At 62.4% G+C, this 21,541-nt stretch carries 13 protein-coding genes; 5 read left to right on the top strand and 8 right to left on the bottom strand.

Annotated elements, in window-relative coordinates; translation table 11 throughout:
* Window positions 1–2,350, bottom strand: a 2,350-nt coding sequence (locus NX782_RS25465) for a type VI secretion system Vgr family protein (RefSeq protein WP_258848303.1), incomplete at its 3' end; no start/stop codon positions are given.
* Between the two features lie 319 nt (window positions 2,351–2,669).
* Between NX782_RS25465 and NX782_RS25460 the strand changes: the two genes are divergently transcribed.
* A complete protein-coding gene (locus tag NX782_RS25460) occupies window positions 2,670–2,867 on the top strand; it encodes a hypothetical protein (RefSeq protein ID WP_258848302.1) in 198 nt (65 codons plus the stop codon).
* A gap of 48 nt (window positions 2,868–2,915) precedes the next feature.
* Complete coding sequence (locus NX782_RS25455) at window positions 2,916–3,797, top strand: AcrVA2 family anti-CRISPR protein (protein WP_258848301.1); 882 nt, start codon at window positions 2,916–2,918, stop codon at window positions 3,795–3,797.
* A gap of 37 nt (window positions 3,798–3,834) precedes the next feature.
* Here the strand turns inward: NX782_RS25455 and NX782_RS25450 are convergent, their stop codons facing one another.
* The 4 genes from NX782_RS25450 to tssE are packed head-to-tail and all read right to left on the bottom strand — an operon-like array spanning window position 3,835 to window position 7,840.
* Entirely contained in the window at window positions 3,835–4,437 is a 603-nt protein-coding gene (locus NX782_RS25450) for a Yip1 family protein (RefSeq protein ID WP_258848300.1), read from the bottom strand.
* Between the two features lie 58 nt (window positions 4,438–4,495).
* Entirely contained in the window at window positions 4,496–5,545 is a 1,050-nt protein-coding gene (tssG, locus tag NX782_RS25445; protein ID WP_258848299.1) for a type VI secretion system baseplate subunit TssG, read from the bottom strand.
* Window positions 5,509–7,335: a type VI secretion system baseplate subunit TssF gene (tssF, locus tag NX782_RS25440; RefSeq protein WP_258848298.1), complete on the bottom strand. Its 1,827-nt coding sequence runs from the start codon at window positions 7,333–7,335 to the stop codon at window positions 5,509–5,511. The genes tssG and tssF overlap by 37 nt, the downstream gene beginning before the upstream one ends.
* Before the next feature lie 22 nt (window positions 7,336–7,357).
* On the bottom strand, window positions 7,358–7,840 hold the full coding sequence (gene tssE, locus NX782_RS25435; RefSeq protein ID WP_258848297.1) for a type VI secretion system baseplate subunit TssE: 483 nt from the start codon (window positions 7,838–7,840) through the stop codon (window positions 7,358–7,360).
* A 112-nt stretch (window positions 7,841–7,952) separates the two neighbouring features.
* Here tssE and tssK point away from each other — a divergent pair, with 112 nt between their 5' ends.
* Window positions 7,953–9,371: a type VI secretion system baseplate subunit TssK gene (gene tssK, locus NX782_RS25430; RefSeq protein WP_308633132.1), complete on the top strand. Its 1,419-nt coding sequence runs from the start codon at window positions 7,953–7,955 to the stop codon at window positions 9,369–9,371.
* Window positions 9,372–9,549: 178 nt separating this feature from the next.
* Here the strand turns inward: tssK and NX782_RS25425 are convergent, their stop codons facing one another.
* A complete protein-coding gene (locus tag NX782_RS25425; protein ID WP_258848296.1) occupies window positions 9,550–10,410 on the bottom strand; it encodes a DNA-binding protein in 861 nt (286 codons plus the stop codon).
* 176 nt (window positions 10,411–10,586) lie between these two features.
* Window positions 10,587–11,663, bottom strand: a complete 1,077-nt coding sequence (locus NX782_RS25420) for an integrase domain-containing protein (protein ID WP_258848295.1) — start codon at window positions 11,661–11,663, stop codon at window positions 10,587–10,589.
* A gap of 1,187 nt (window positions 11,664–12,850) precedes the next feature.
* On the opposite strand from NX782_RS25420, the gene proA reads away from it, so the two are divergent.
* A complete protein-coding gene (gene proA / locus NX782_RS25415) occupies window positions 12,851–19,426 on the top strand; it encodes an anti-phage protein ProA (RefSeq protein WP_258848294.1) in 6,576 nt (2,191 codons plus the stop codon).
* 299 nt (window positions 19,427–19,725) lie between these two features.
* The gene (locus tag NX782_RS25410; protein WP_258848293.1) at window positions 19,726–20,478 is read left to right on the top strand and encodes a YkgJ family cysteine cluster protein; all 753 of its coding nucleotides are present in this window, start codon (window positions 19,726–19,728) and stop codon (window positions 20,476–20,478) included.
* Between the two features lie 51 nt (window positions 20,479–20,529).
* Here NX782_RS25410 and NX782_RS25405 read toward each other — a convergent pair.
* A partial coding sequence (locus tag NX782_RS25405; protein ID WP_258848292.1) for a DUF8371 domain-containing protein occupies window positions 20,530–21,541 on the bottom strand: 1,012 nt, incomplete at its 5' end.

Raw genomic sequence — 21,541 nt, 5'->3', positions numbered from 1 at the left:
TTTGATCGCTAATCTCAACCATGTGATTTGCACCCTGCAGCCTTACCCCTTTCTTGCCCCGGATCGTCACCCAGTCGGACTCGCTCAAGAGCGCGAGCACCTTGTTGGCGATGATCTCCACGTCGTCGTCCTGCGCCTGCACGGATACCTTGCCGCCGGCGGCGATCAGCTTCATCCCGGCCTTGTGCACGAACAGCCGGAAGGTCTTGCCGATGCTCGCGAACAGACCGTCGACGCTAGCGATCGATAGACTTTTGCCGCTTGTAATGGCTGTATGACGGCTGCTGGCGATGTGAGTGGACTGTGCAGAGCTCAGCTCGATACCTGCCGGACTGGCGACGACCAGATGTGGTTCGGCTAACTCTTTAAACTTTCCTGTGCCGCATCCCTGGATGCCTTGGCTCTGGGATTTAAGGTCCTTAACCGTGTCCTCTTGCTGAAGTTCTTGCTTCTCCTGGGCGCCATAGTGCTGCGCCATCCCGGTCAACTGCTCCTGCACGTCCGCGGCAGCCGACAGCCGCTGGATTGTCTCGCCCATGTCCTTGGTATGGGAAGCAGCGTTCGGCCGTGCTTCCGTGGTGATGAGCATGCCTTGGGCAGCACGCGCCACGCCCCAGGCGTTGGTGGACAACTCCCAGCCTTCACCACGCGGGTCTTTTCGACCGGACGTGTCCTCGATACGGGTGATGTGCCCTAGCGACAGCTGACTGCACTGATGATCGCTCTTCAACTGCGCCTGGATCTTGCCCGGCGTATCGTCCAGCACCAGGTGATTGCCACGCTCGCTCGCTGCACCCGACTCCAACTCACGACTGCGCAAACCCATCAAAGCCTGCTGCTCCGGCAACTTCCACGGCGGCATGTGCGTGTAGTTGTACAGCACGCCAAGAATCAGCGGATGGTCGATGTTGCCGTTGACGAACACCACCCCCACTTCCTCGCCGACGCGCGGCAGGCGAATCTGCCCGAACTCGACGCCAGCGCCAGGCGACATCACGCGCACCCAGGGCGAACTGTTTTCGTCGCGCTTGCCCAGCCGGTCCCAGTGGAACTGGATCTTGACTCGCCCGTAGCCGTCGGTATGGATCTCGGCGCCGGCCGGCCCGACCACGATGGCGGTCTGGACGCCGTGATAGACGCAGGGGTGGCTGTTGTAGTGGCGGCCTGGGTGCCACTGGATGTCGCGGCGCACGCACGTCAACGTGTTCCCGTAGTGCGATGGCGCGCCCGGGCCGGCCTGGTAGTTGTTGCTGGCTTCGTGGTCGACACTCAGGATCAGGTACTCGCGGTGGCGGATGCTGGGCTTGGCCGGCTCGCCGCGCTTGGGCACCTGCAACTCGGCGCTGAAGTGGCCGCCGAGCTTGAAGCACCGGCCGGGCTGGGCGGTGCGATCGTTGCCGCGCGCTTCGAAGGTCTGCGTGTTCGCGTCGCTCTCGCCCATGCGTTGTTGCGCAAGTCGTTCGCCTTCGTCGTGGGTGCGAAAACCGTATGCGCCCGTGTTTTCGTAGATTTCGTAAGGGAAGACGTCACCCTGCTTGTTCAGGGACTCGGCGGTCGAGCGTTGCGCGACCGGGTTCTTGTAGTCGAAGCTGACCAAGGTCGTCTGGCCCGAACCGAGCCGGCGCACCGCGCTCCATTCGCGGATGCCGTCGTCTTCGAGCGAGCCGGCCTTGTCGCGAAACGGGATCTCGCCGGAGTCGTCGATGCCGGTCGGGTCGATGAGTTCGGCGAGCGTGCTGCGGTCGCGCAAAAAGAGCGTGTGCCCATCGGCGCGGTGCTCGTAGTAATAGTGCAGCCCGGCCTCTTCCCAGCGGCGGTGCAGATGGTTGTAGTCGGTTTCGTCATACTGGTTGGCGTAGGTCAGGCGCGGATACTCGCCGACGATGACCGGATGCCAATCGTTCTGGCGGTAATGGGCCAAGGTCAGCTCAGTGATGTCGATGACGCTCTTGCCGAGGAATGAACGGTTATCCTTGCGCAGTTTGGCGAAGGCCAGCCAGGGTTCCAGGACCATGTGATAGAAGGCGAAGCCGCCATCGGCGCGCAGGAAACGGAATTCGGTGACGTAGCCGTTGAAGTAGCGCAGCGAACCGTCTTCGCGCACGAGGGAGATCGTGACCATCCTGGCCATCATCGCCTTCAGGGGAATCTGCGCATCGTCCGACAGGAGTTCGACCTCGAAGCGAAAGCAGCGCGAGACTTCCTCGTGCGCCTGCATCCGGTTGGGCAGGAGGATGCGGTCCGGGCCGTCGTCGTAGGGGAAGTCCAGGCGCATCAAACGGTCGTGCTGCGCATCGTGACTGAACGCCGATAGCGCAGCGCCCGCCGCGATCGCTTGGCTTCCGTCCATGTGTTGCCTCCGATGGTGTAACGGCTATCAAATTTTCCATCGGCTAAGGTAACCAAGCGCTTTCAGGCCGCCTTGATCGTGAGCAAGAACCGGGCTCTGCTGTTGCCCTGGCGGGTAACGACAGGGCGAACTACTTTCCTTGCATGTGCTGATTTTGCTCAGCTTGATGGATCGCAAGGTGTTCCAACAGGTAGGTTCTACATTTTTCCTTTGGTTGCCAGCAGGCAGCGCAAAACAAGGGGAGAGCATGCGCAAGCACCTATCCAACGAAAAACCCTTGGAACGGGACATCGTTCTCGGACCAGCAGCCAACGCTTACGTGACTGAGCCCATTGTGGAGCGCATCGAGGTCGGCCCGGCCTTGAAGAAGAGCCGCGTCGGCAGGCTGCATGGCCGGCCTTACCCGGTCCAGTTCCGCAACCAGGGCGCGTTCGACGCCTGGAAGCAGGCGCTCGGCAGCGGGCCGGAATGGACGCGGTGGGCGGACCCGGCGGCGACCTGCTGGAGCATCCGCTAGGAGATCCAGCAGCAGCTCAACGCCATGCGTGCGGGCAGGCATGACGGCGTGGAAGCCGAAGCGCAGGCGCAGACCGACGCGCGGATGCAGGCCATATCGATCAGCGCAAACCTGAAGTACGAGTTGCAGAAGGGGACGATCATCGAAACGACGCCGGCGCTCGAGACCCTGCTGCTCAATTCCGACATGGACCTGGACCTGCCGATGAAGATGGTTGCGCCTCCCTATCCTGCGCAATATCTCAGGTTCGGTCCGGAGGCCGCCCGCCACCTGAATGTGCCGGATTCGGATTTGCCGGACCGTCTGTTCGACGGCGTGTTCTGCTTTTTTACCCCGCCATCGAACCGCCACGGCGATGCAACCGCCAAGTGGACGCTTGAGCTTATTTTCGTCAGCCAGCGCCAGGACTGCTTTAGCGGCCAGGTCGCCCTGCTGGGGGAAACGGAGCGGGACGACAAGCCCTTGGGCGAATGGCTCAACCGGGTTCTCGACACGGCGAAGGGACGGTCGAGAGAGACCTTCTACAAACCCATGTACGCAGCGGTGAGCTATGTGGTCAAGGTCTTCCTCTACATGGCGCTCAGGCAGGCACGCGCCATCGAGCATCGCGAATACGATGAAGCCATGCGGCGCATCGCTGGACTCGGGGTCAAGAAGCGGGCCCGATTGCTTCAACGCGTCGAGTCCCTCTACAACGGCATCCGGGTCGGACCGGATGACCTGCCCCAGGAGGGCACTGGCCATGCAGGCGGCAGTAGCGTGGCGCCGCATTGGCGCCGCGGGCATTTCCGGATGCAGGCCTGGGGAGCCGGGAAGCGCGAACGCAAGCTGATATTCGTGGCGCCGATGTTGATCCACGCGGCACAGCTGCAGGGCGAGATTCCGGCGCCGAAGCCGTATCGCGCCGGCAGTAATGCCGCGGTCGCATGAGGAAGCTGGCGATCGCTGAATACGCTAGAGTTATCTTTCAGGGCAAGGCGGCGCTTCCCGTCAGCATACTTGCGCCGAAGATGGCACCGGTCACGGCACCGCCAACGAATCCCAGAACAAGAGCACATACCACGGTCGCGGCGGTAAACCCTACGGCCTTGTCTTCAGGTACTTTCATCATTGGCATCACGCCAAGATAGAAGACATAGAGGCTGTACAAGCCGGCCAGCACTGCCAAGCCGCCAAGTGAGGGCACGAGCAGCAGGATACCTGCGACCCAGGCTGGCGTGTAAGCATACGCGGCAAGTTTCAAAGCCTGGATTCGGTTCCGCTGCCCGCCAAATGATGGTGCCAGCCCATCAATCAGCAAGGCAATCAGATAGACGGTGACCAAGGCGACCACATAGTTCGTCAGCTGCATCGACAAGTTGGTCGACAGCGGCACGCGATATGCGCCGGCGAAAGGTAGACTCAGCCCAAACACGGACATCCCGATGAACGAGGCGGCAGGGCCAATCGCAGCAAGCGGGATGATGTAACGCGTGTACATCTCGCCCAGGGTCGTCGTTTCAGGTCCTATCACTTCCCATTCGCTACGCGGGGTGAGTGAGATATTCTTGACACGCGGGATCAGGTTCATCGCTTATTTCTTATCGTTGGAGTCAGTGGAGTAACCGCTAAGGTGCGAGCGTCGGGTTTCAACACGCTCGTGTAGTCAGCCGAAGGACGGAACGGATGTCGGCCCGGCTCGCTTTCCCGGCACTGACGGTCAGGAAGGAATTCAAGCCCAGGCGCTTCCGATCCGGCCCCCTGGTCGCCAGGGTCAAGGGCTTGAGACACGGCTTGTCCAGCAAAAGCCTGACTTCGTACTGCACCGAAGGCACTGCGAACAGGCTGACCATCTCCTGCAAAGCGGCGTGAGAGCGCCCATTCGGCAAGAACGATTTCGCCGTCTCTTCATCCAGCGGACCGATATGCAGGCGGACCCGCAAGTCGTTGCGCCACGCGCGCGCGCCCAGGGCGGCGCCGTAGCCGAGGGTGGGCTCGGTCACGCCCAGCGTGCTGCGGATCTTTTCCGGTATCGCATCCCAGGCGCCGACGAATTCCTCGACACGGACGGGCACGCCGAAGTACTCGCCCAGCACCCGCTCCACGGTCGCGGCGGCGATTGGACGCGTCCTGAGCAGCCCAGCATAGTAACCGGCGACTTCCACCGGAATCGACGTGTATGGCCTGTTTGGCCCGAAGCTGGCCGGACGCACACCACCCAATGCGCTCAGCAGCGGCAGCAGATCGTCCCGGCCGCGCGTGTCCAGGCCGTGCTCGACGCGGTACTTGCCCCAGGCCTCGTAGAACAGGCCGATGACGCGATTCGAGAACAGGTCGACGAACGGCTTCCAGCTTTCGTCCGCGCCGAGGTTTGCCTTCGACGCCGCGCGCTCGGTGTCGTGTAGTGGCAGGGTACCGCTGGCGCCGAGCAAGCCGATGAAGGTCGGCGTGATGTGGATGCGCGGCGTGCCGTCATCGGTGGCGCCGACCTGCATGCCCTCGATCTCGCTGGCCGGAAAAGCCAGCGACAGGCTGTTTCGAAAGCGCAGCACCTGGCCGAATGCCTGGTTGTACGGGATGCCCTGCCGGCGCAGCATCCGCACCAGGATGTTCAGCAGTTGTGCGAACCGGTAGCGGTAGGGCGCCGCGAGCAGGGGCTCGATCAGGAGAGCGGCATGCTGCCGCTGCGTGGTTTGCATCGGAACAGCTCCTCCCCGGATTGATGTGACAGGATCACCAGCTCGATAAAGCTGTTCATCTGGACGTACAGCGCGAAGAATTGGTCGATGACCTGCACGAACAGGTGCAGGCCGGCGCCAACAAAAGCCTCTTCGTCGATTGTCAGGCGTACTTCCGTCCCATGCGCCAGCGACGAGCCACGCTTGTGCCGCAACCACGCGGTGGCCTCCACATGCTCCAGCCCGACAATGCCGGCGATCTGCCGCCGTGACACCGCCGAGCCGGTGAAGTCGTACAGGGCCAGCATTTCGCGCAAACCTTCCGCGCCCTCCATCGCGAGCGAGTGGTGGTTGAGGGTCAGGTGCGAGATCAAGCGCCAGTGGGCGCCCCGGCCATTTGCCAGGCGATGGGGACGCGTAGGCCGGCGCAGGAAGCGGATCGCAGCGCCTTCGGTGGCGCCGGGTACCGACAGGTCGCCCCCTGGCGAGCCGGTTTTCAACAGGCAGGGCAGGTCGCGGTTCGTGCAGGTGAGGTCGAGCGAGAGAGTCGCACGCCCGACCGCGAGCGGGCCGCCATCGGCATCGACGATCGAGATCACTTTTTCGTGCCCGGGACTGGTGGCGGCCAGCGTGTCGTCATGGCGCAGTATCCAGTAGCGCCCCTTGCGCGCATCGCTCTCACCGTGCCGCAGCGCGTAGAAGGGACGGAACTCGACCGGCACGACATCCTTGCCGTTCTGCCGCACCATGTGGACGCGGTCGACCGAATAGACTTCGTAGGCCGCCGCATGCGCGGAATGCGCCAGCACCGAATACTCGGCCGTCTGCTGGCTGTAGTCGATCGGTACGCCCGCCTGCCTGAACAGGTTGACGACCGGCGTGCAGCCCGAGAGCAGGCTGCGTGCCGACAGGCCAGCGAGCATTCTGGCCTGGTCCAAGCCGGGCGATACGCCTGCCAACGCCAGGTGCAGTGTGAAACGGGTGCACTCCGTGGGCAAGCGCGCGCAGAGCGCGGCCAGGTCGATGTCGACGAAGTTGAATTTTTCCGGGAAGGCGAAATACTCGGCAAGGATCTGGTAGGCGCGGTGCGAGCGGGCATCGAAGGGGATCAGGGCGTCGTCGTCGGCAAAACCGGCCGCCGCGACCGGTATTATGGGGAGCGGCACCCATGCGCCGTCAGTGCCGGCCTGGACGTAGGCCGCTGCGGTGCGCATGAACAGCGCATCGCGCAGCGCCGCGCTGAACGAAGCGTCGCCATCGAGATAGAGCCTCAACGGGGCCGGCGCCGTCAGCGCGGCTGTGGATTCGAACTCGATGGCGATCGATGCCGTCACGCCCGGCGCCAGCCTGGTCGCTGACGGCGCGCGGATGGCCTCGTCGAAGCGGGCAGCGGCAATGGCGGCCGGGGACGACCTGACATCGTATGCGGTCTGGAACCTGCAGTTCACGCCGCGTACAGCCGCCGAGTCCAGCAGGGTTCCGCGCGGGACCGTGCTGGTGCTGCCGCCGGCGCCGCGCGCGGCAGGCAGAAAGCGCACGATCGCGCACGAGGGAAAGGGCCGCAGGTAGTGCGGAAACAGGAGGTTGAGCAGCGCCTCCGTGAATTGCGGATACGTGTCGTCCAGCCGCTTCGACACACGGGCGCACAGCAGGGCGACGGACTGGATCAGGCGCTCGACGTGCGGATCATCGCATGCTTCGTCGCCGATCTGCAGCTTGGCCGCGACCTTCGGATAGCGCTCGGCATACTCGCGGCAAAGCTGCCGCATCGTGACGAGCTCGCGTTCGTACTGCGCAAACAGTTCGTCCATGGTGAATGAGCCTCGATTTTGCCTAACTGGCGCTGCGTACGCTCTGCACCGAATAGCGCTGCAGCGAGGGCTGGAACACGGCATTGAACTGCATCGGCTCGGCCACCGGTGCGTTCTTCAATTCGGCGGTGATCACGAAGTCGACCCGATTGATCGCGCCCTTCCTGGGCTGCAGCGTCGCCGTTACCTTGTGCAGCCGCGGTTCGTGCCGCTCGATTGCCTTCCGGACTGCGGTGCAGATGCGCTTCTGGTCGGTGTCGCTCGTCATGCACATGCCAGCGAAATCGATCAGGCCGTAGTTGACGATGGACTTGCCTACCTCAGGGTAGCCGTCCAGCGCATCGGGCAGCAGGGCGGAACGGGTGTTGAGGAGCGCTTCGAGGTCGCGGGTGATGCTTTCCCGCCATTCGTCAAGCTTGCGAGGCGATGCACGGAACGGACTGTGCGGCACATCGTCATCGGCGGCATCCAAACGGTCGAACAAGCCTGGCACGAAACTCTGCATGCTGTTTCCCCTAAAGCCGTCGTGAGCAGAAGAAGCGCCATTATTCCCTTCTTGCGCGGAATAAAGTTGCGTCCTATCAACGGAATTATTTAGAAGAAGAAATTTAAGGTTGATGCGCCGGATCAACAATTTTTTGCACAATGCCGGCCATGCTTTGTGGAATCTGAACAATGCGAACCTGGATCAAGGAGAGGCAATGAGCATGGGCGCGAAAATCTTGTGGTCGGAAGGCCTGACGCTAGGGCCCCAGCATTTCCAGCGGCAGGACTTGTACCATGAAACGCGGCTGCTTCGCATGGCGTCGGCTTTGAACCCCCACTTCTGGGGTGCGCGCTCGCTGCAGTGGAACATGGAAGCACTCGGCCATAACATGCTCGAGGCGCATGCGATGTCGCTGATCTTCCAGGACGGCGAGGTCTACGACGCACCGGCGACGGACCTGTTGCCGCTCGCGGTCGACCTGACCCAGCTGCCGCAGGACACCAATACCTTCACCATCTATGCCGCGCTTCCGACCATCCGGCCGCATGGCGCGAACGCGGAGGAGGGCGGCCGCTATGCGCTGGCGGAGGCGGAAACCTCGGACCTGTTCAGCGATGCGGTCCCGATCGATGTGCCGTTCCTGAAGAAGCGGCTGCGACTCATCACCCATACCGAGCCGCGCGATGGCCATGTTAGCTTTCCGGTGCTGCGCATCCATCGCGATCCACGCGGCGGCTTCGAGGCCGACCCGACCTTCGTCCCGCCGTGCGTGGCGATCAGTGCTGCCCGTCCGCTCCAGCAGCTGCTCGACGGCTTGATGAGCGCGCTGTCGGCCAAGATCGTCTCGCTGCACAACGCGCACCGGAAGACGAACGCGTCCACCTTCGAGGTGCACGCCGGCGACATCACGTCCTGGTGGATGCTGAACATCATCAGCACGGCGAACGCGTCTCTCCAACACTGTGCGCGATCCCGGGTACAGCATCCCGAGGACCTGTACGAAAAGCTGCTCGCACTAGCTGGCGGGTTGATGACGTTCTCGGACAGATACAAGACGGTGGACCTGCCCGCCTATGAGCACGCGGATCCGGGCGTCACGTTTGCACAGCTCGATGCCGTGATCCGGGACCTGGTCGACACCGTCATCTCGGCCAAGTACTTCACGATTCCGCTTATCGCCGAGGACAATCGGCGCACGCACTACAGGGGTACGCTCGATGCGTCCAAGCTAACCCAGGAAACGCAGCTCTGCCTTGCCGTCAGTGCGGACATGGCGGCGCTCGAGCTGGTGGCGGCCGTACCGGTTCGGTTCAAGATCGGCTCGCCCGACGACATCGAGCGCATCGTAGTGTCGGCGCTGCCTGGCATCACGCTGACGCACATGCCGCAGGTGCCGACGGCGGTGCCGGTGCGTCCGGATACCTACTACTTCCTGCTGTCGACCAAGAATGGGCTGTATGAGAATGCCTTGAAGGCGCAGGCGATTGCGATCTATGCGCCGGACGGGATGCGTGAGTTGAAGATGGAGCTGATTGCGTTTACGCAGTGAATTCTGGCTATTTGATCCGTCAACGCGCTTGGCGGCATCGTTCTTGAATGCGACAAACGTCGTGATCTGAAGCAGTCTAGCGATGTGGCGTAAGGACTGGCTGTCGGCTGCAGACAGCCAACGAAGTCGAGCTACACCCAAATCGCGGCCGTGCTCCCGGCGAGTGGTCGACGTGCATTCAACATAGTTGGGCTTGCCTCGGATCGCTTTGCTCTCCCGCGGTAGCGGAGTTGATGGGAGGCTCGGCATTCGAGGCACTTGACTCACCAAGGCTTTCTACTTTCCTATGAGGGCGGGGTCCTGCTTGTAGCGTGCGTTCTGGCTGATTACCGCCGTGTTCGCTGTTGCCTGACGCACGCGGACGATCGCGGCTCGCAGCAGCGTCTTTCAGTTCGACGATTCTCGCTTCCAGGTTGTCTTTCTGCGCCATCAATACGGCAGCCTCCAGCTCGGCACGAACGCGCCTTTCCCGCTCGGCCTCAATGCCGACGCGCAACTGCTGCAGCTCATGTTCTACCGGTACTTGTGCTTCGAGGCGGGACTGGATCCTGGTCAGTTCGTGTCGCGCCAGCTCCGCTTCGCCGCGCTCACGCACGGCCTCCTCACGGGCGCCCCTCAGCTCCTCAAGCAGTCTGCCCAGTTGGCCTTCCTGCTTGTCTTTGAGCGCGGCCTGGTTCCCCAGTTCCTCCCGTAGTTGGCTTACCAGCGTCGTTAGCGCCTCGTTGTCGTCGGCAATGTCGGCGGTATCGCGTTCCGCTTGCTCGACTTGCTGCCTGAGCTCGCCGTTAATCCTGGAAACTTCTTCGTCCAGGAATTTGAAGACGGCGCGCTGGACTTCTGGCGGCAGCATACGGGCTGCTGACTGTCCGCTCCCTTCCCTCGAGCGCCATTCGGTGAGGTGCTTTTGTATGGTGGCCAAGCTCCCAACGTTTCCCAACTTGGTTCGGACGAGTCTGGCCGTCGGCGTAAGCCCATCCGATTGAAGTTGCTCTGCCGCTGCCGCAACTTGTTCGTGGTTCACTGCTGCGTGTCGACCCATGGCATCCTCCGGTTACTGTCTTTCTTCATTACGGTACGATACGGTACGTTATCTCGACGTGAAGACTGGCGCCATGACCGGACGCAAGCCGGGGTGAGCAGTAGTTTTGGACCCTCCGCTCATCCCCGGCATCTGGAGCGCGGCTACGCCGGCTCATGGCGTTTTCTCAGGCTAGCTTAGGCGTCGTGGCGGCTCCGTTTGGGCCTACGTGCACCAAGGTAAGCGCCGGTTATCCGAGCCCGCCCGTGCCCTAGCTGACGCGCTACCTCCAAATATGCTGCCGTCATGCTGTTCGGGTCTAAGGCAGCCGCCCCGCCCTTGATCGGCGGAGGAACCTCGGCCAGTTCGAAGTACAAATCCGCACCGAACTCATGCCTCGCTCCATGTGGTGTTACGCCCAGCTCCCGTTGCGAAACGCCACAGCGGCGTAACACGTTGGAAAACCGATCCAGCGACTGTTTCAATGTGAGGCCGGGCTTGCCGATGTGCATGCCAGGACGTGGTGCCACCATCAGCGCCCGAGCCAACACCTGGCGCTGGTAGTCATTCCGGATGGCCGTGTACCTTAGCCTCCCGCCCTTGGTCCCTCGCTTGATCCGCAGGAACGCCAGGAAAGCTCCGGCCTCGACGCCATCTGGTAGCGCATGCGACGGTACATCAGCCAGCGCGGGCGAGAACATCACCGCTTCCTTTCTCCGCAGTCCAAAGGCCAGCATCACCTCCAGCTGCAGACCAACAGTTGGGTCCATCCTCGTGACGCGCGCGATTACCTCGTCGCGATCGACCTCGGCACCGGACCAGGTCCGGTCGCGAACGGCGTTGCTGGCGCGGCTCACCAGGCTTGGGTCGTCCACATAACGACGGCCAGGTAGCACGAGACCAGCCTTGCCTATCCAGGCGGCCAGCGATCGCAGGAAGGACAATTGCTGCTGGATGTACGCTGGGCTGAGCGGTGTAGTGCGTGGCTTCAAGGTACTGCCGCGCTTGCGCAGCTCATCGACGACCTGTTCATCGGCCGTCCAGTAGCGCATGAGGAACACAATGTGGCGTCCGCTGAGCTGCCACGGACCGATCTTGAAACCTGCTGCGCGCAGCAGCGCAAGGATGGCGAACAAGCGGTGAGCGCGCGCACTCTGCGTCTCGAACGCCACCACCTTACCGCGCAAGGCGTGGAGCCCGTTATTTCCGTTCAGCAAGAGCTGCAGCTCTCCCTTCCAATCTGAGTTGCTGGTATTTCCGTTCTTTGTGGACATGGCGGTCCTTTCGGCTCGTCGCCGACTTGTTGGTGGGCGCCAAGTTCTGGCGTTCTAAGCGCTGCCGGTCGGGCCAGGGCACAGCAGCGGGGCGGGATACTCCACGTGCGCTGCCCAGGTGCGCGTGGCGGGATAGTGGTGGCCAAGTGGCTTGGCCGAGGGTTCCGTAAAAATGTGCGTTTGATGTGGCAGCGGATTTCTCCTGCGGGCACACCCCCGGTGTAGACGGGTAGCCGCGCTGCGCGAAGCAACGCGGTGAACGGCGCATCTGCCGTTCGGTGGATAGTTAGTGCGCTTATCGCCGCTGTATCCATGACCCCACCCATCGGGGTCCAGCGGTTACGCAGCTGGACGACGCGCGACGGTCTCGTGGACCGAACACGCATCGCACCGCGAACGCGGTGACGCGCTGCGAAGTGATAAGCGTTCCTCAAGGGATGACAAGAATGCTGCCGGTCGAGCCGACAGGCGGCGGGGTCTAGCCCCACTCGCTGAGAAATGGTTGCGTCGGTTGGGCCGCGCAACCGCTGCAGTTCAACCCAATCGCCGGGCGAAAAGCAGGATCTGGAAGGGCATCGTTAGGCGATGCGGGACGCGCTGACCGGTCTTGCCGGTAAAGCGCAGACGCACCAGAGGCGGTGCGAGAGACAGGGACGGCGCGGGCTAGGCGTCGTCACCGGGACGGAACGGGTCGAGCCCGATTCCGCCACTTGGACGGGTCATACTTGGTGGGTGAAGCATCAGTAATCCCTGCGGGTTAGGACCGCAACCCCACTTTGAGCCAAAGGCCACGGGGACATGGAACCCCTACAACGAGTCTCAAGCATAGGCCGGAGTGCTGAGCTCGTCAAGCATGGCTAGCAAACGCCGAAACATTGTCATTTATCGCGATTTTATGTTGTACCCCCATCTTTTGGCTGATTTTTGCCTATGGAGGCGAAAAAGGGATGGCGGCCTCTGGTTGTCAGCGTCGTTGGTTGGAGCTCGGCTGGCCAGGCCGAACCGACGCTTGCTGATACTTGTAATGTTTCTTAATGGCATAGGCATCCTTAACAGAGTAGTGGAAATTGGTGAATTATCAGCAATATCAGATGTGCTACCGTGGGTTCCAAAAGGACTGCCTCCACCTTGAAACCTGATCGGGAGGCGAGCCACAAAAATGCTGGTTTTGCCAAACGGGGAAGAGCGTGGAACAACTGGAAGAACAATCCGTGGCGCCTGCCGCGGCAGTAGTCGAGTATGCAATTCGGATCGCGAACGCGAGCAAACTGAACCTGGCGGACTTTCAAAACTCCGTACCGCTGTTACGTGAGTTGGCCATTGTCAACGACAGCGAAAGTGGGCTCTCCCATCTACAGCTGCGCCTGGAGTCCTTCCCGCCCTTCCTGAAACCGAAGACGTGGACGATCGACGCCTGTGATGCAAGGTCGCACTACGTCATCAAGGATTGCGACGTGCAGCTCGACGGTTCCTTGCTCAGCAAGCTGACGGAGGCGGAAACCTCGACGCTGACGCTGACGCTGACCGAGAAGCCAGGAACCCAGGACGAATGCGTGCTCGCGACCGCAGAACGCAAGGTCGAGCTCTTGCCGCGCAACCAATGGGGCGGACTCGCCCATCTTCCGGACCTGATAGCCGCGTTCGTGCAACCCAACGAGCTGGCCGTCGACCGCCTGTTGAAGCAGACCGCGGAGGTTCTTCGCAAGGCCGGCAAAAACCCCGCGATCGACGGCTATGCTGGCGGTGCGAAGCGCGCGTGGGAACTCAGCTCGGCACTCTGGAGCGCCGTGGCCGCTCTTGGCCTTGACTACGCCCTGCCGCCCGCGAGTTTCGAGCACAGGGGCCAGAAGGTGCGTAGTCCCTCCCAAGTGCTGGACGCGCGCATCGGGACCTGTCTCGACCTGACCCTCCTGTTCTGCGCAGCGCTCGAACAGTCCGGGCTGAATCCTATCGTGGTGTTCACGAAGGGGCACGCTTTCGCCGGCGTCTGGCTTCGGCAGGAGGAGTTCTCGACCGTCGTGGTCGACGACGTCACAGGCATCCGCAAGCGCGTCCGGCTGAAGGAGCTGGTGCTCTTCGAAACAACCCTGATTACCCACCGTCCGGTACCTTCGTTCACCTACGCGACAGAACACGCCGCAGGCAAGATAGCCGAAGAGAAGGAAGAGGAGTTCGAGCTCGTCGTCGACATCCGGCGTGCCCGCATGCAGCGGATCAAGCCGCTTGCCAGCGGGGACAGCCAGGTCATCTCGCATCCGGCTGAAACCGTGACCGACGTCGCGGGGGTCTCCTTCGACGATGCGCCCGACCTTCCTGACGACGTCCACCTGGATACCGACGCCCCAGCGCTCGACCCGAAGGATCGGCTGGCGCGCTGGCAGCGCAAGCTGCTCGACCTTTCACTGCGGAATAATCTGCTGAACTTCCGCAGCGGCAAGAAGTCCTTGCGGCTCGATGCTCCAGAGCCAGGTGCGCTGGAAGATGTGCTGTCGGACGGCGCGCCGATCCGGTTGCTGCCGCGGCCCGACCTGATGGACGGCCGTGATCCTCGTAACCAGGCCATCCATGAGCAGCGCTCCCGCGAAGACGTGCGCCGCGAACATGCCCTCGATGCCCTCAAGCGGCGCGAAGTGTTCGTGAGCGTCGACGAAAAGGAGCTGGAAACGAGGCTGGTCGAGCTGTATCGCAACGCCAGGTCGACCATGCAGGAAGGCGGGGCCAACACGTTGTTCCTCGCGCTCGGCTTCCTCAACTGGACCCGTGACGACAAAGCAAGGCAGAAGTACAAGGCACCGCTAATCCTGATTCCGGTTTCGCTGCATCGCAAGAGCGTACGGTCCGGGTTCACCATCTGCCTGCACGAGGACGAGCCGCGCTTCAATCCCACGCTCGTCGAGATGCTGCGCCAGGACTTCAACCTCAACCTGGGTGTTGCCGACGGCGACCTGCCTCAGGACGATGCCGGCCTCGACGTGGCACTGATCTGGAAGATGGTGTCGCACGCAGTCCGCGACATCAAGGGGTGGGAGGTTTCGGACGAAGTCATGCTGTCGACGTTCTCGTTCGCAAAGTACTTGATGTGGGTTGACCTGACCCAGCGCACCGACCAATTGCGCCAGAGTCCGGTCGTCAGGCACCTGATCGATACGCCGCGTGAACCCTACGCATCTTCGGTCGCCTTCCCGGTGGCGAAGCAGCTGGACGCAGAGTTCTCGCCGGACACGACGTTCTGCCCGCTACCCGCGGACTCCTCGCAGCTTTCGGCGGTCATGGCGGCCGTCAAGGGCAAGGACTTCGTATTGGTCGGCCCGCCGGGCACCGGCAAGAGCCAGACGATCGCGAACCTGATCGCGCAATGCCTGGCCGAAGGGAAACGTGTGCTGTTCGTTTCCGAGAAGATCGCGGCCCTTGACGTCGTGTACCGGCGGCTGCGCGAAGTGGGGCTGGGTGAGTTCTGTCTTGAGCTGCACTCCAGCAAGGCCCGCAAGCTTGACGTGATCACGCAGCTGCAGAAGGCCTGGGAAGCCCAGGGCGAAGTCGATCCGGAGGAGTGGCGCGCGCAAGCGCTCAAGCTCAAGCGCTTGCGCGCCGATCTCAACCAATATGTCGAGCGGCTGCATCAACGCTACCGCAACGGCCTGACGATCTACAAAGCGATCGGCATCGTCGTCGATGGCGAGGATGTTCCGGTGATTGGCCTATCCTGGGCGTGCGCCGACGCACACGACTTCGGCCAGCTCGACGAATTGCGGGCAGTCGCCGAACGGCTGGAGGTGAATGCGGGAGCGGTCGGCGTTAGCCAGCTCGTGGGCGGGCCGCTGACAGCCGTTGGTTACGCGGACTGGACGCCGACATGGCAGGAGACCTTCATCGGCGCCGCACGGGCTGTCGTTTCCATCGCAGAGAATGTGAAGCGCACGATTTCCGGATTCGAGGACGTCACCGGGCTGGCCGGACTCCCGACCGGCCGCCGCGCCCGGCTCGCACTCGTCGACCTGGCGCGTAATCTGCCGGCGGCATCCGGTCAAAAGTGGGGCTTTGTCTTCCGCGCCGACGTCCGCGACCTGCTTGCCCGGCTTCGAGAGGGCATGCAGCTGGTTGTCCAGCATCGGGACTTGACTGGCCAGATCAGCCAGGCCTGGCCGGAGTCGGTCGTGGCTCGGTGCAAGAAAGGGCTTGCTTTGCTCGCCGAACGGGAGCGCGTACATGCGGAACTTGGCAAACCTTGGAGCCCGCATGTCGTGGAAGAGCTGAACAAGGGCCTGCGCCTGTTGGAGGAACTCGCGACTTCCGAGCAAAGCCTTTCTGTCCAGTACGGGGAGCAGGTGGAACAGCTCAACGTCCACCAACTCCAACGCGGCTGGAAGGAGGCGGAGCAAAGTGCCTGGCCGATGTCTTGGCTGCGCAAGCGCCAGTTGCGCAAGACCTTGCAGGAGTGCGCGACCGGAGCAGGCGAGATCGATGTCGCCGCCGACCTGACGGCCTTGGTCAGGATCCGCGAACTCAAGGGAGAAGTCGGCAAACTCGAAATTGGACCGGTGGTGGACGGTGTCTGGGCTGGATTGAAGACACGTGCGGAATTCGTCCAGACGGCGCTGCGGTTCCAGGGTGCGCTGGAGAAGGCGCACCGTCGGGAAGACTGGGTCGACGAAGGCTTCGACACTATCGAGAGCGGACGATGCGGCGTCCGCCTGGCAGCGGAATTGAGCCGTGCCAGAACCCTCCGCGCTCTGGATAAGGAAATCGGCGACATGCAGTCGCTGTCGGCCGACACTGCCGGGCTCTGGTCGGGGCATACGACGAAGCAGAATCTTCTCGCGGCAGCCATGCGGTTTGCCAACGCACTCCGGGAGGTCCAGCAGTCGGGCGTCCTGCAAGGGGAGCACGACGAGGTCGCGTCTTCCGAATGCGGCTCCGCTTTGGCTGCGGCCTATCAGCGCTTGCGCCAACGCGCGGTGCTCGAGGAGACGCTTCGTGGCTTCGACGATCTTCGCACGGCAACCGGCGGGACCTGGGCAGGACTGCAGACCAGCCAGGACGCCATCGACCGCGTCACTTGGTTCCATTCCGTGGTCTCGGCGGCGATCGCCAATCTGGCCGAAAGCCCGGAAGACATCGCTGTCCTGCGCCAAGCATTCGAACAGATCGTCGTCGAGGGCAATGCCTTGCTGGATCCATCCGGTCCGTTTGCAGAGGCTGGTAAACACTATATAGATGCGCACGAGGCGCTGCAGCCAGCGCTGGACAGGCTCAGCACCACCGGGTCGTTCAGCGATGCGGCGGGGTCGACGTTCAACGACTTGCCGCTGGATGACATGGTGTCCCGCTGCAGGGAGATCGTATCCGTGGAGCCACGTGTCAGGGCGTGGTGCGCCTGGCGCAAGGTTCGCGGCGAAGCGGTGGCGCTTTCGCTGGCGCCGCTGGTGGAGGCGATGGAGACGGGCGCCGTGGCGCCGGCACAGGCGCTACGAACCTTCGAGACGAACTACAGCCGGTGGTGGCTGAACAAGGTCGTGGACAACGAACCGGTCATCCGCAACTTCGTCTCGGCGGAGCATGAGAAGCGGATCGGCGACTTCCGCGCTCTCGACAGGCAGTTTACCGATGTCACGCGCGCCTGGGTGAGGGCTTCGCTCTGCTCCGGCATGCCCAAAGCCGACACGGTAACCCGGAATTCCGATTGGGGCATCCTGCGGCACGAGATCAGCAAGAAGAAGCAGCACATGCCGCTGCGCGAGCTCATGAAGAGCATTCCTGGTGCACTGACCAAGCTCACGCCGTGCCTGTTGATGAGCCCCTTGTCGATCGCCCAGTACCTGGCTGCAGACGCCACCCCGTTCGACGTCGTCGTGTTCGACGAGGCATCGCAGATTCCGGTATGGGACGCGATCGGGGCGATGGCCCGCGGTAAGCAGGTCGTGATGGTCGGCGACCCCAAGCAGCTGCCGCCGACCGCATTCTTCGACCGCGCCGAATCGTCGCTGGACGACGAGGATGTCGAAGGTGACCTGGAAAGCATCCTGGACGAGTGCATGGGCGCAAACCTGCCAACCATGAACCTGGCCTGGCACTACCGCAGTCGCAGCGAGTCGCTGATTGCGTTCTCCAACCACCGCTACTACGGTGGCGGGCTGGTTACTTTCCCGTCGCCGGTCACCGAAGACCGCGCCGTCAGCTTCCACCACGTCAGTGGCGTCTACGAGAAGGGTGGGGCGCGCACCAACAAGGCGGAGGCGAAGGCGCTGGTGGCGGACATCGTCGCCAAGCTGAAGTCACCGGGCTTCAGCGAATCGAAGCTGACGATTGGCGTCGTCACGTTCAACACCGAGCAGATGAACCTGATCGAGGACCTTCTCGACGAAGAGCGCCGCAATGACCCGTCGCTGGAGCCGTACTTTTCGGAAATGGAGCTTGAGCCGCTGTTCGTCAAGAACCTCGAGTCGGTCCAAGGTGACGAGCGTGACATCATCTACTTCTCCATCACCTATGGCCCAGACCTGGCGGGGGCGGTGTCGATGAATTTCGGCCCGATGAACCGTGACGGCGGCGAGCGCCGCCTGAACGTTGCCATCACCAGGGCCAGGCATGAGCTGCGCGTCTTCTCGAGCTTGAAGGCGGAGCAATTCGACTTGTCGCGCACTCAGGCGGCCGGGGTCAGGGACCTGAAGCATTTCCTTGAGTTTGCCGAGCGTGGACCGCGGGCACTCACCGAGGCCACCAAAGGGAGCCTGGGCGGGTTCGATAGTCCGTTCGAAGAGGCTGTCGCAAGCGCTTTGGCTTCGAAAGGTTGGCAGGTGCATACGCAGGTTGGCGTATCGGCCTTCCGTATCGATCTCGGTGTGGTTCACCCCGACGCGCCCGGCACCTACCTGTGCGGCGTGGAGTGCGACGGCGCGACTTACCACCGCTCCGCCACTGCCCGTGACCGCGACATGCTGCGCGAGCAGGTGCTGCGCGGACTAGGTTGGGAGATCGTGCGGATCTGGTCGACCGACTGGTGGATCGACCGGGAGGGAACCCTGGACAAGGTGCATGCTGCGCTCGAAGAGTTGCTTCAGCAGAGCCGGGAGAAGCGAAGCAAACAAAGGGAGCGCGAGGCTGCCATGGCAGAGGCGGTCGAGGCCATTGCGAAGGCGCGGTCCGAAGCCGTTGACTCTCAAGTGACTGCAATCGAAGACAACGTGAAGATAGAAGAAGACGGGGAAAGTCGAGGGGAAACCGTTCCCGGCGAGGACCTGGGAACTAAGCACCAAACAACGTCGGAGATGGAGCCGATCTCCGACGCCGTCGATGCCGACGCATTCTACGACACCGCATACGACGAACGGCTACGTCAGATGGTCGAGCAAGTGACGGCAGTCGAGGGGCCGGTCCGCGATACCGTCCTGGCACGCCGCATCGCCCGCGCGCACGGCTGGCAAAGGACTGGGGCGCGTATCCTGGACCGCGTCTCTTCGATCGCGCGTGCATGCCTTCAGTCGACCGAAGAGGATGTCGGCGTGTTCTTCTGGGCGAACGACAGGGGGCCAGATGTCCCCCTTGTATTCCGTGGTGCTCCTGACGTTGAACGAAGCGTCGAAGAGATTTGCATGGCGGAGCTCGTGGCTCTGGCCAAGTTGGTCGCAATGGAGGGAAAGAGCGGTGATACCGCCGTTGTCGCGATGGCACACAGGCTCGGGCTGCATCGCGTCAGGGCGGCGAGCCGAAGCCGTTTCGAGAAAGCACTCGAGTTGGTGGGGCAGGTAGAGGGGAGTGCGGCGTAGGAGGCCCGTCCACGGACAACACTCGACTTTACTCGGCAAGCAGTCGACGCCGGATTCATCGAACTAAACCAGAGAGCTTGCCGGGTTTCTTCTTGAGTGTCCCCTACGCGATCATTCGGGCAGTAAAGTGCCCTGGTGCGCCGACGCGAGCAGGGCGAAATTGGCACCAGTTTTCCTCGGAGGCTCGCATCAGGACGAGTACCTCGGATACGAAGGAAAAGGGGCGGCACAGCCGATATCGCAATGTTGGGCAGGGGTATCGTTCAAGTATTGGCTTTGCACTTGGCGCCGGCACGCCAGTGCTGAGCATACTGGCTGGCAAAGGCGTACACGAATTCTTTCTCCCGGCGCGGCAGATCTTTGATTGCGCCAGCGAGCACTTCATCGCAAACATCGCTCTTGTCCGGGGCCGTAACCAGAATCGCCCCGCAATGAGGCAGGCGGACGATCTTCTAGTGAACCGACCAGTTGACGGCTCCAGGGCGCTTGAGGAGAAGCTGGCCGCGGCTTTGGTCGCGCATCCCTGGATGGTTTTCGAAGACGTATCGGAGACCGTCTCGAAAATCGCCAACGAGAACGCAAGTGTGAAGTCGAAACGACCGAAAGTGATCGCGATCGCGAACCGTATGACGGCTGCCCTCGCGCCTTACGTCGCGTGTAAATCGGGGTGCAGCGAGTGCTGCCGTATGAACACAGTGATTTACGAACACGAGGCGATCCGCCTGGCGGAGGTGTCTGGGCGGAAGATGTCCAGCCTCCCGTTCCGGCCACCTAGTGTCGTCCATGCCGAAGGTATGAAGTTCAACGGCAAGCCCCGCCCATTTCTGGTCGACAGCAAATGCTCCGTTTACGAGGACAGGCCCCTTCTGTGCCGGACGCACCATTCACTCCGGGAAAGTGCCGACGAGTGCTCCATGGATATCCCTGCGGCCGAGCAGGTGCGTCCGCCGATGTATGATCCCGACGTGCTAGAGGCGCCGTATCGGGCGATGAATGCTGCGTACAGGCCGATGGAGCCTTGCGGGAACATTGGCGAGTTTTTTCCCGATTGAGTCCAGCTGGGCAGATATCGGATTTGGTCACCCCGGGGCCAGTGCCGGCGATCAGGACCGCTCCAAGTCGAGTACGAAGATCGCGATCCGTCCCTCGCGTGCAGCCTCGCTGCCTGAGGCGAGCATGTCGCGTAACTGCTCGGGTGTGCTTGGGGCAGACATGCCACGTCTTGGGCGATAAAGGCTCTTATTGGTCGGGACTTTATCGCCAAACCAAAAGACAAGGTAGATGCCGCAGCCACTGGCCCGCCAGTCCTGCGCGTATAGCTTGTCCAACTGAGCATCGGCTGCCTGCCAGAGCTTCGGATGCCACTGTCCCTTGACCTCGATCGGCAGCCTGATGTGCCCGGCCGTGCACGTGATGTCAGCCTCCTTGTCGTCAGCCATATGCGCTTCAGGCTCAAGCGAAATGCCCGGCGAACCCTGTCGAAGCAATCCGAGCAGATGATCCCGGCAACGTTCCTCGCCGTAAGGCTCGTTCGTGTCATCGAAGAATCCTCGCCATGAATCCGTATCGTCACCTTTGATCTTGTCCTGCACAACGGCGAGCTCTTCAAGCATGAAGGCCTGCAGGTCGCGGAGGTCGGACGGCACGCCATCACGTGTGATCGCCGTGATGGCTGCCAGCGTCGGCGGCGTGTAAATCGATTCGACGCGCAGCCGCTCTTGTTCAGCTGCGACCGCGCGGATCGTCCGGGTATAACCGTCCGGTGTGGCGTCCGCCAAACTGCGCAATGCAGCGGCGGCGGTTTCTCGGGCAATCGTACCCAAGCGACGGATCAGGGTTTCGAGAAACTCGCTGGCATCCCAAGCGTTTGTATCTCCGTGCCTAACATGATTCGGGTAGCCCGTCATAGGCCACTGTGCCCGGAACGACGTGATGAGCCATTCAAGCTGCTCGGCGCCCAGTGTGCTCAGATGGTTTCGATGGCCCCCACTCGCGCGATCCCGAATATGCCACAGCAGTTCAGGTTCGACAGGTGCTGTGGCTAACTGCGCCACCATAACGTCGAAGTCGACGAGGAGTCCGACCGCGGTCCAGTTAAGGCGGCGCACACGATCT

Source organism: Massilia norwichensis, from assembly GCF_024753245.1.
Classification (GTDB): domain Bacteria; phylum Pseudomonadota; class Gammaproteobacteria; order Burkholderiales; family Burkholderiaceae_D; genus Telluria; species Telluria norwichensis.
Note: the sequence above shows the minus strand (reverse complement) of the source record. Positions and strands in the feature narration are given on the sequence as shown.

Coding starts and splice junctions, on each gene's coding strand:
- tssE (WP_258848297.1), bottom strand. CDS start 7,840: ATGCAGAGTTTCGTGCCAGGCTTGTTCGACCGTTTGGATGCCGCCGAT.
- NX782_RS25450 (WP_258848300.1), bottom strand. CDS start 4,437: ATGAACCTGATCCCGCGTGTCAAGAATATCTCACTCACCCCGCGTAGC.
- tssG (WP_258848299.1), bottom strand. CDS start 5,545: ATGCAAACCACGCAGCGGCAGCATGCCGCTCTCCTGATCGAGCCCCTG.
- tssF (WP_258848298.1), bottom strand. CDS start 7,335: ATGGACGAACTGTTTGCGCAGTACGAACGCGAGCTCGTCACGATGCGG.
- tssK (WP_308633132.1), top strand. CDS start 7,953: ATGCGCCGGATCAACAATTTTTTGCACAATGCCGGCCATGCTTTGTGG.
- NX782_RS25420 (WP_258848295.1), bottom strand. CDS start 11,663: ATGTCCACAAAGAACGGAAATACCAGCAACTCAGATTGGAAGGGAGAG.
- NX782_RS25425 (WP_258848296.1), bottom strand. CDS start 10,410: ATGGGTCGACACGCAGCAGTGAACCACGAACAAGTTGCGGCAGCGGCA.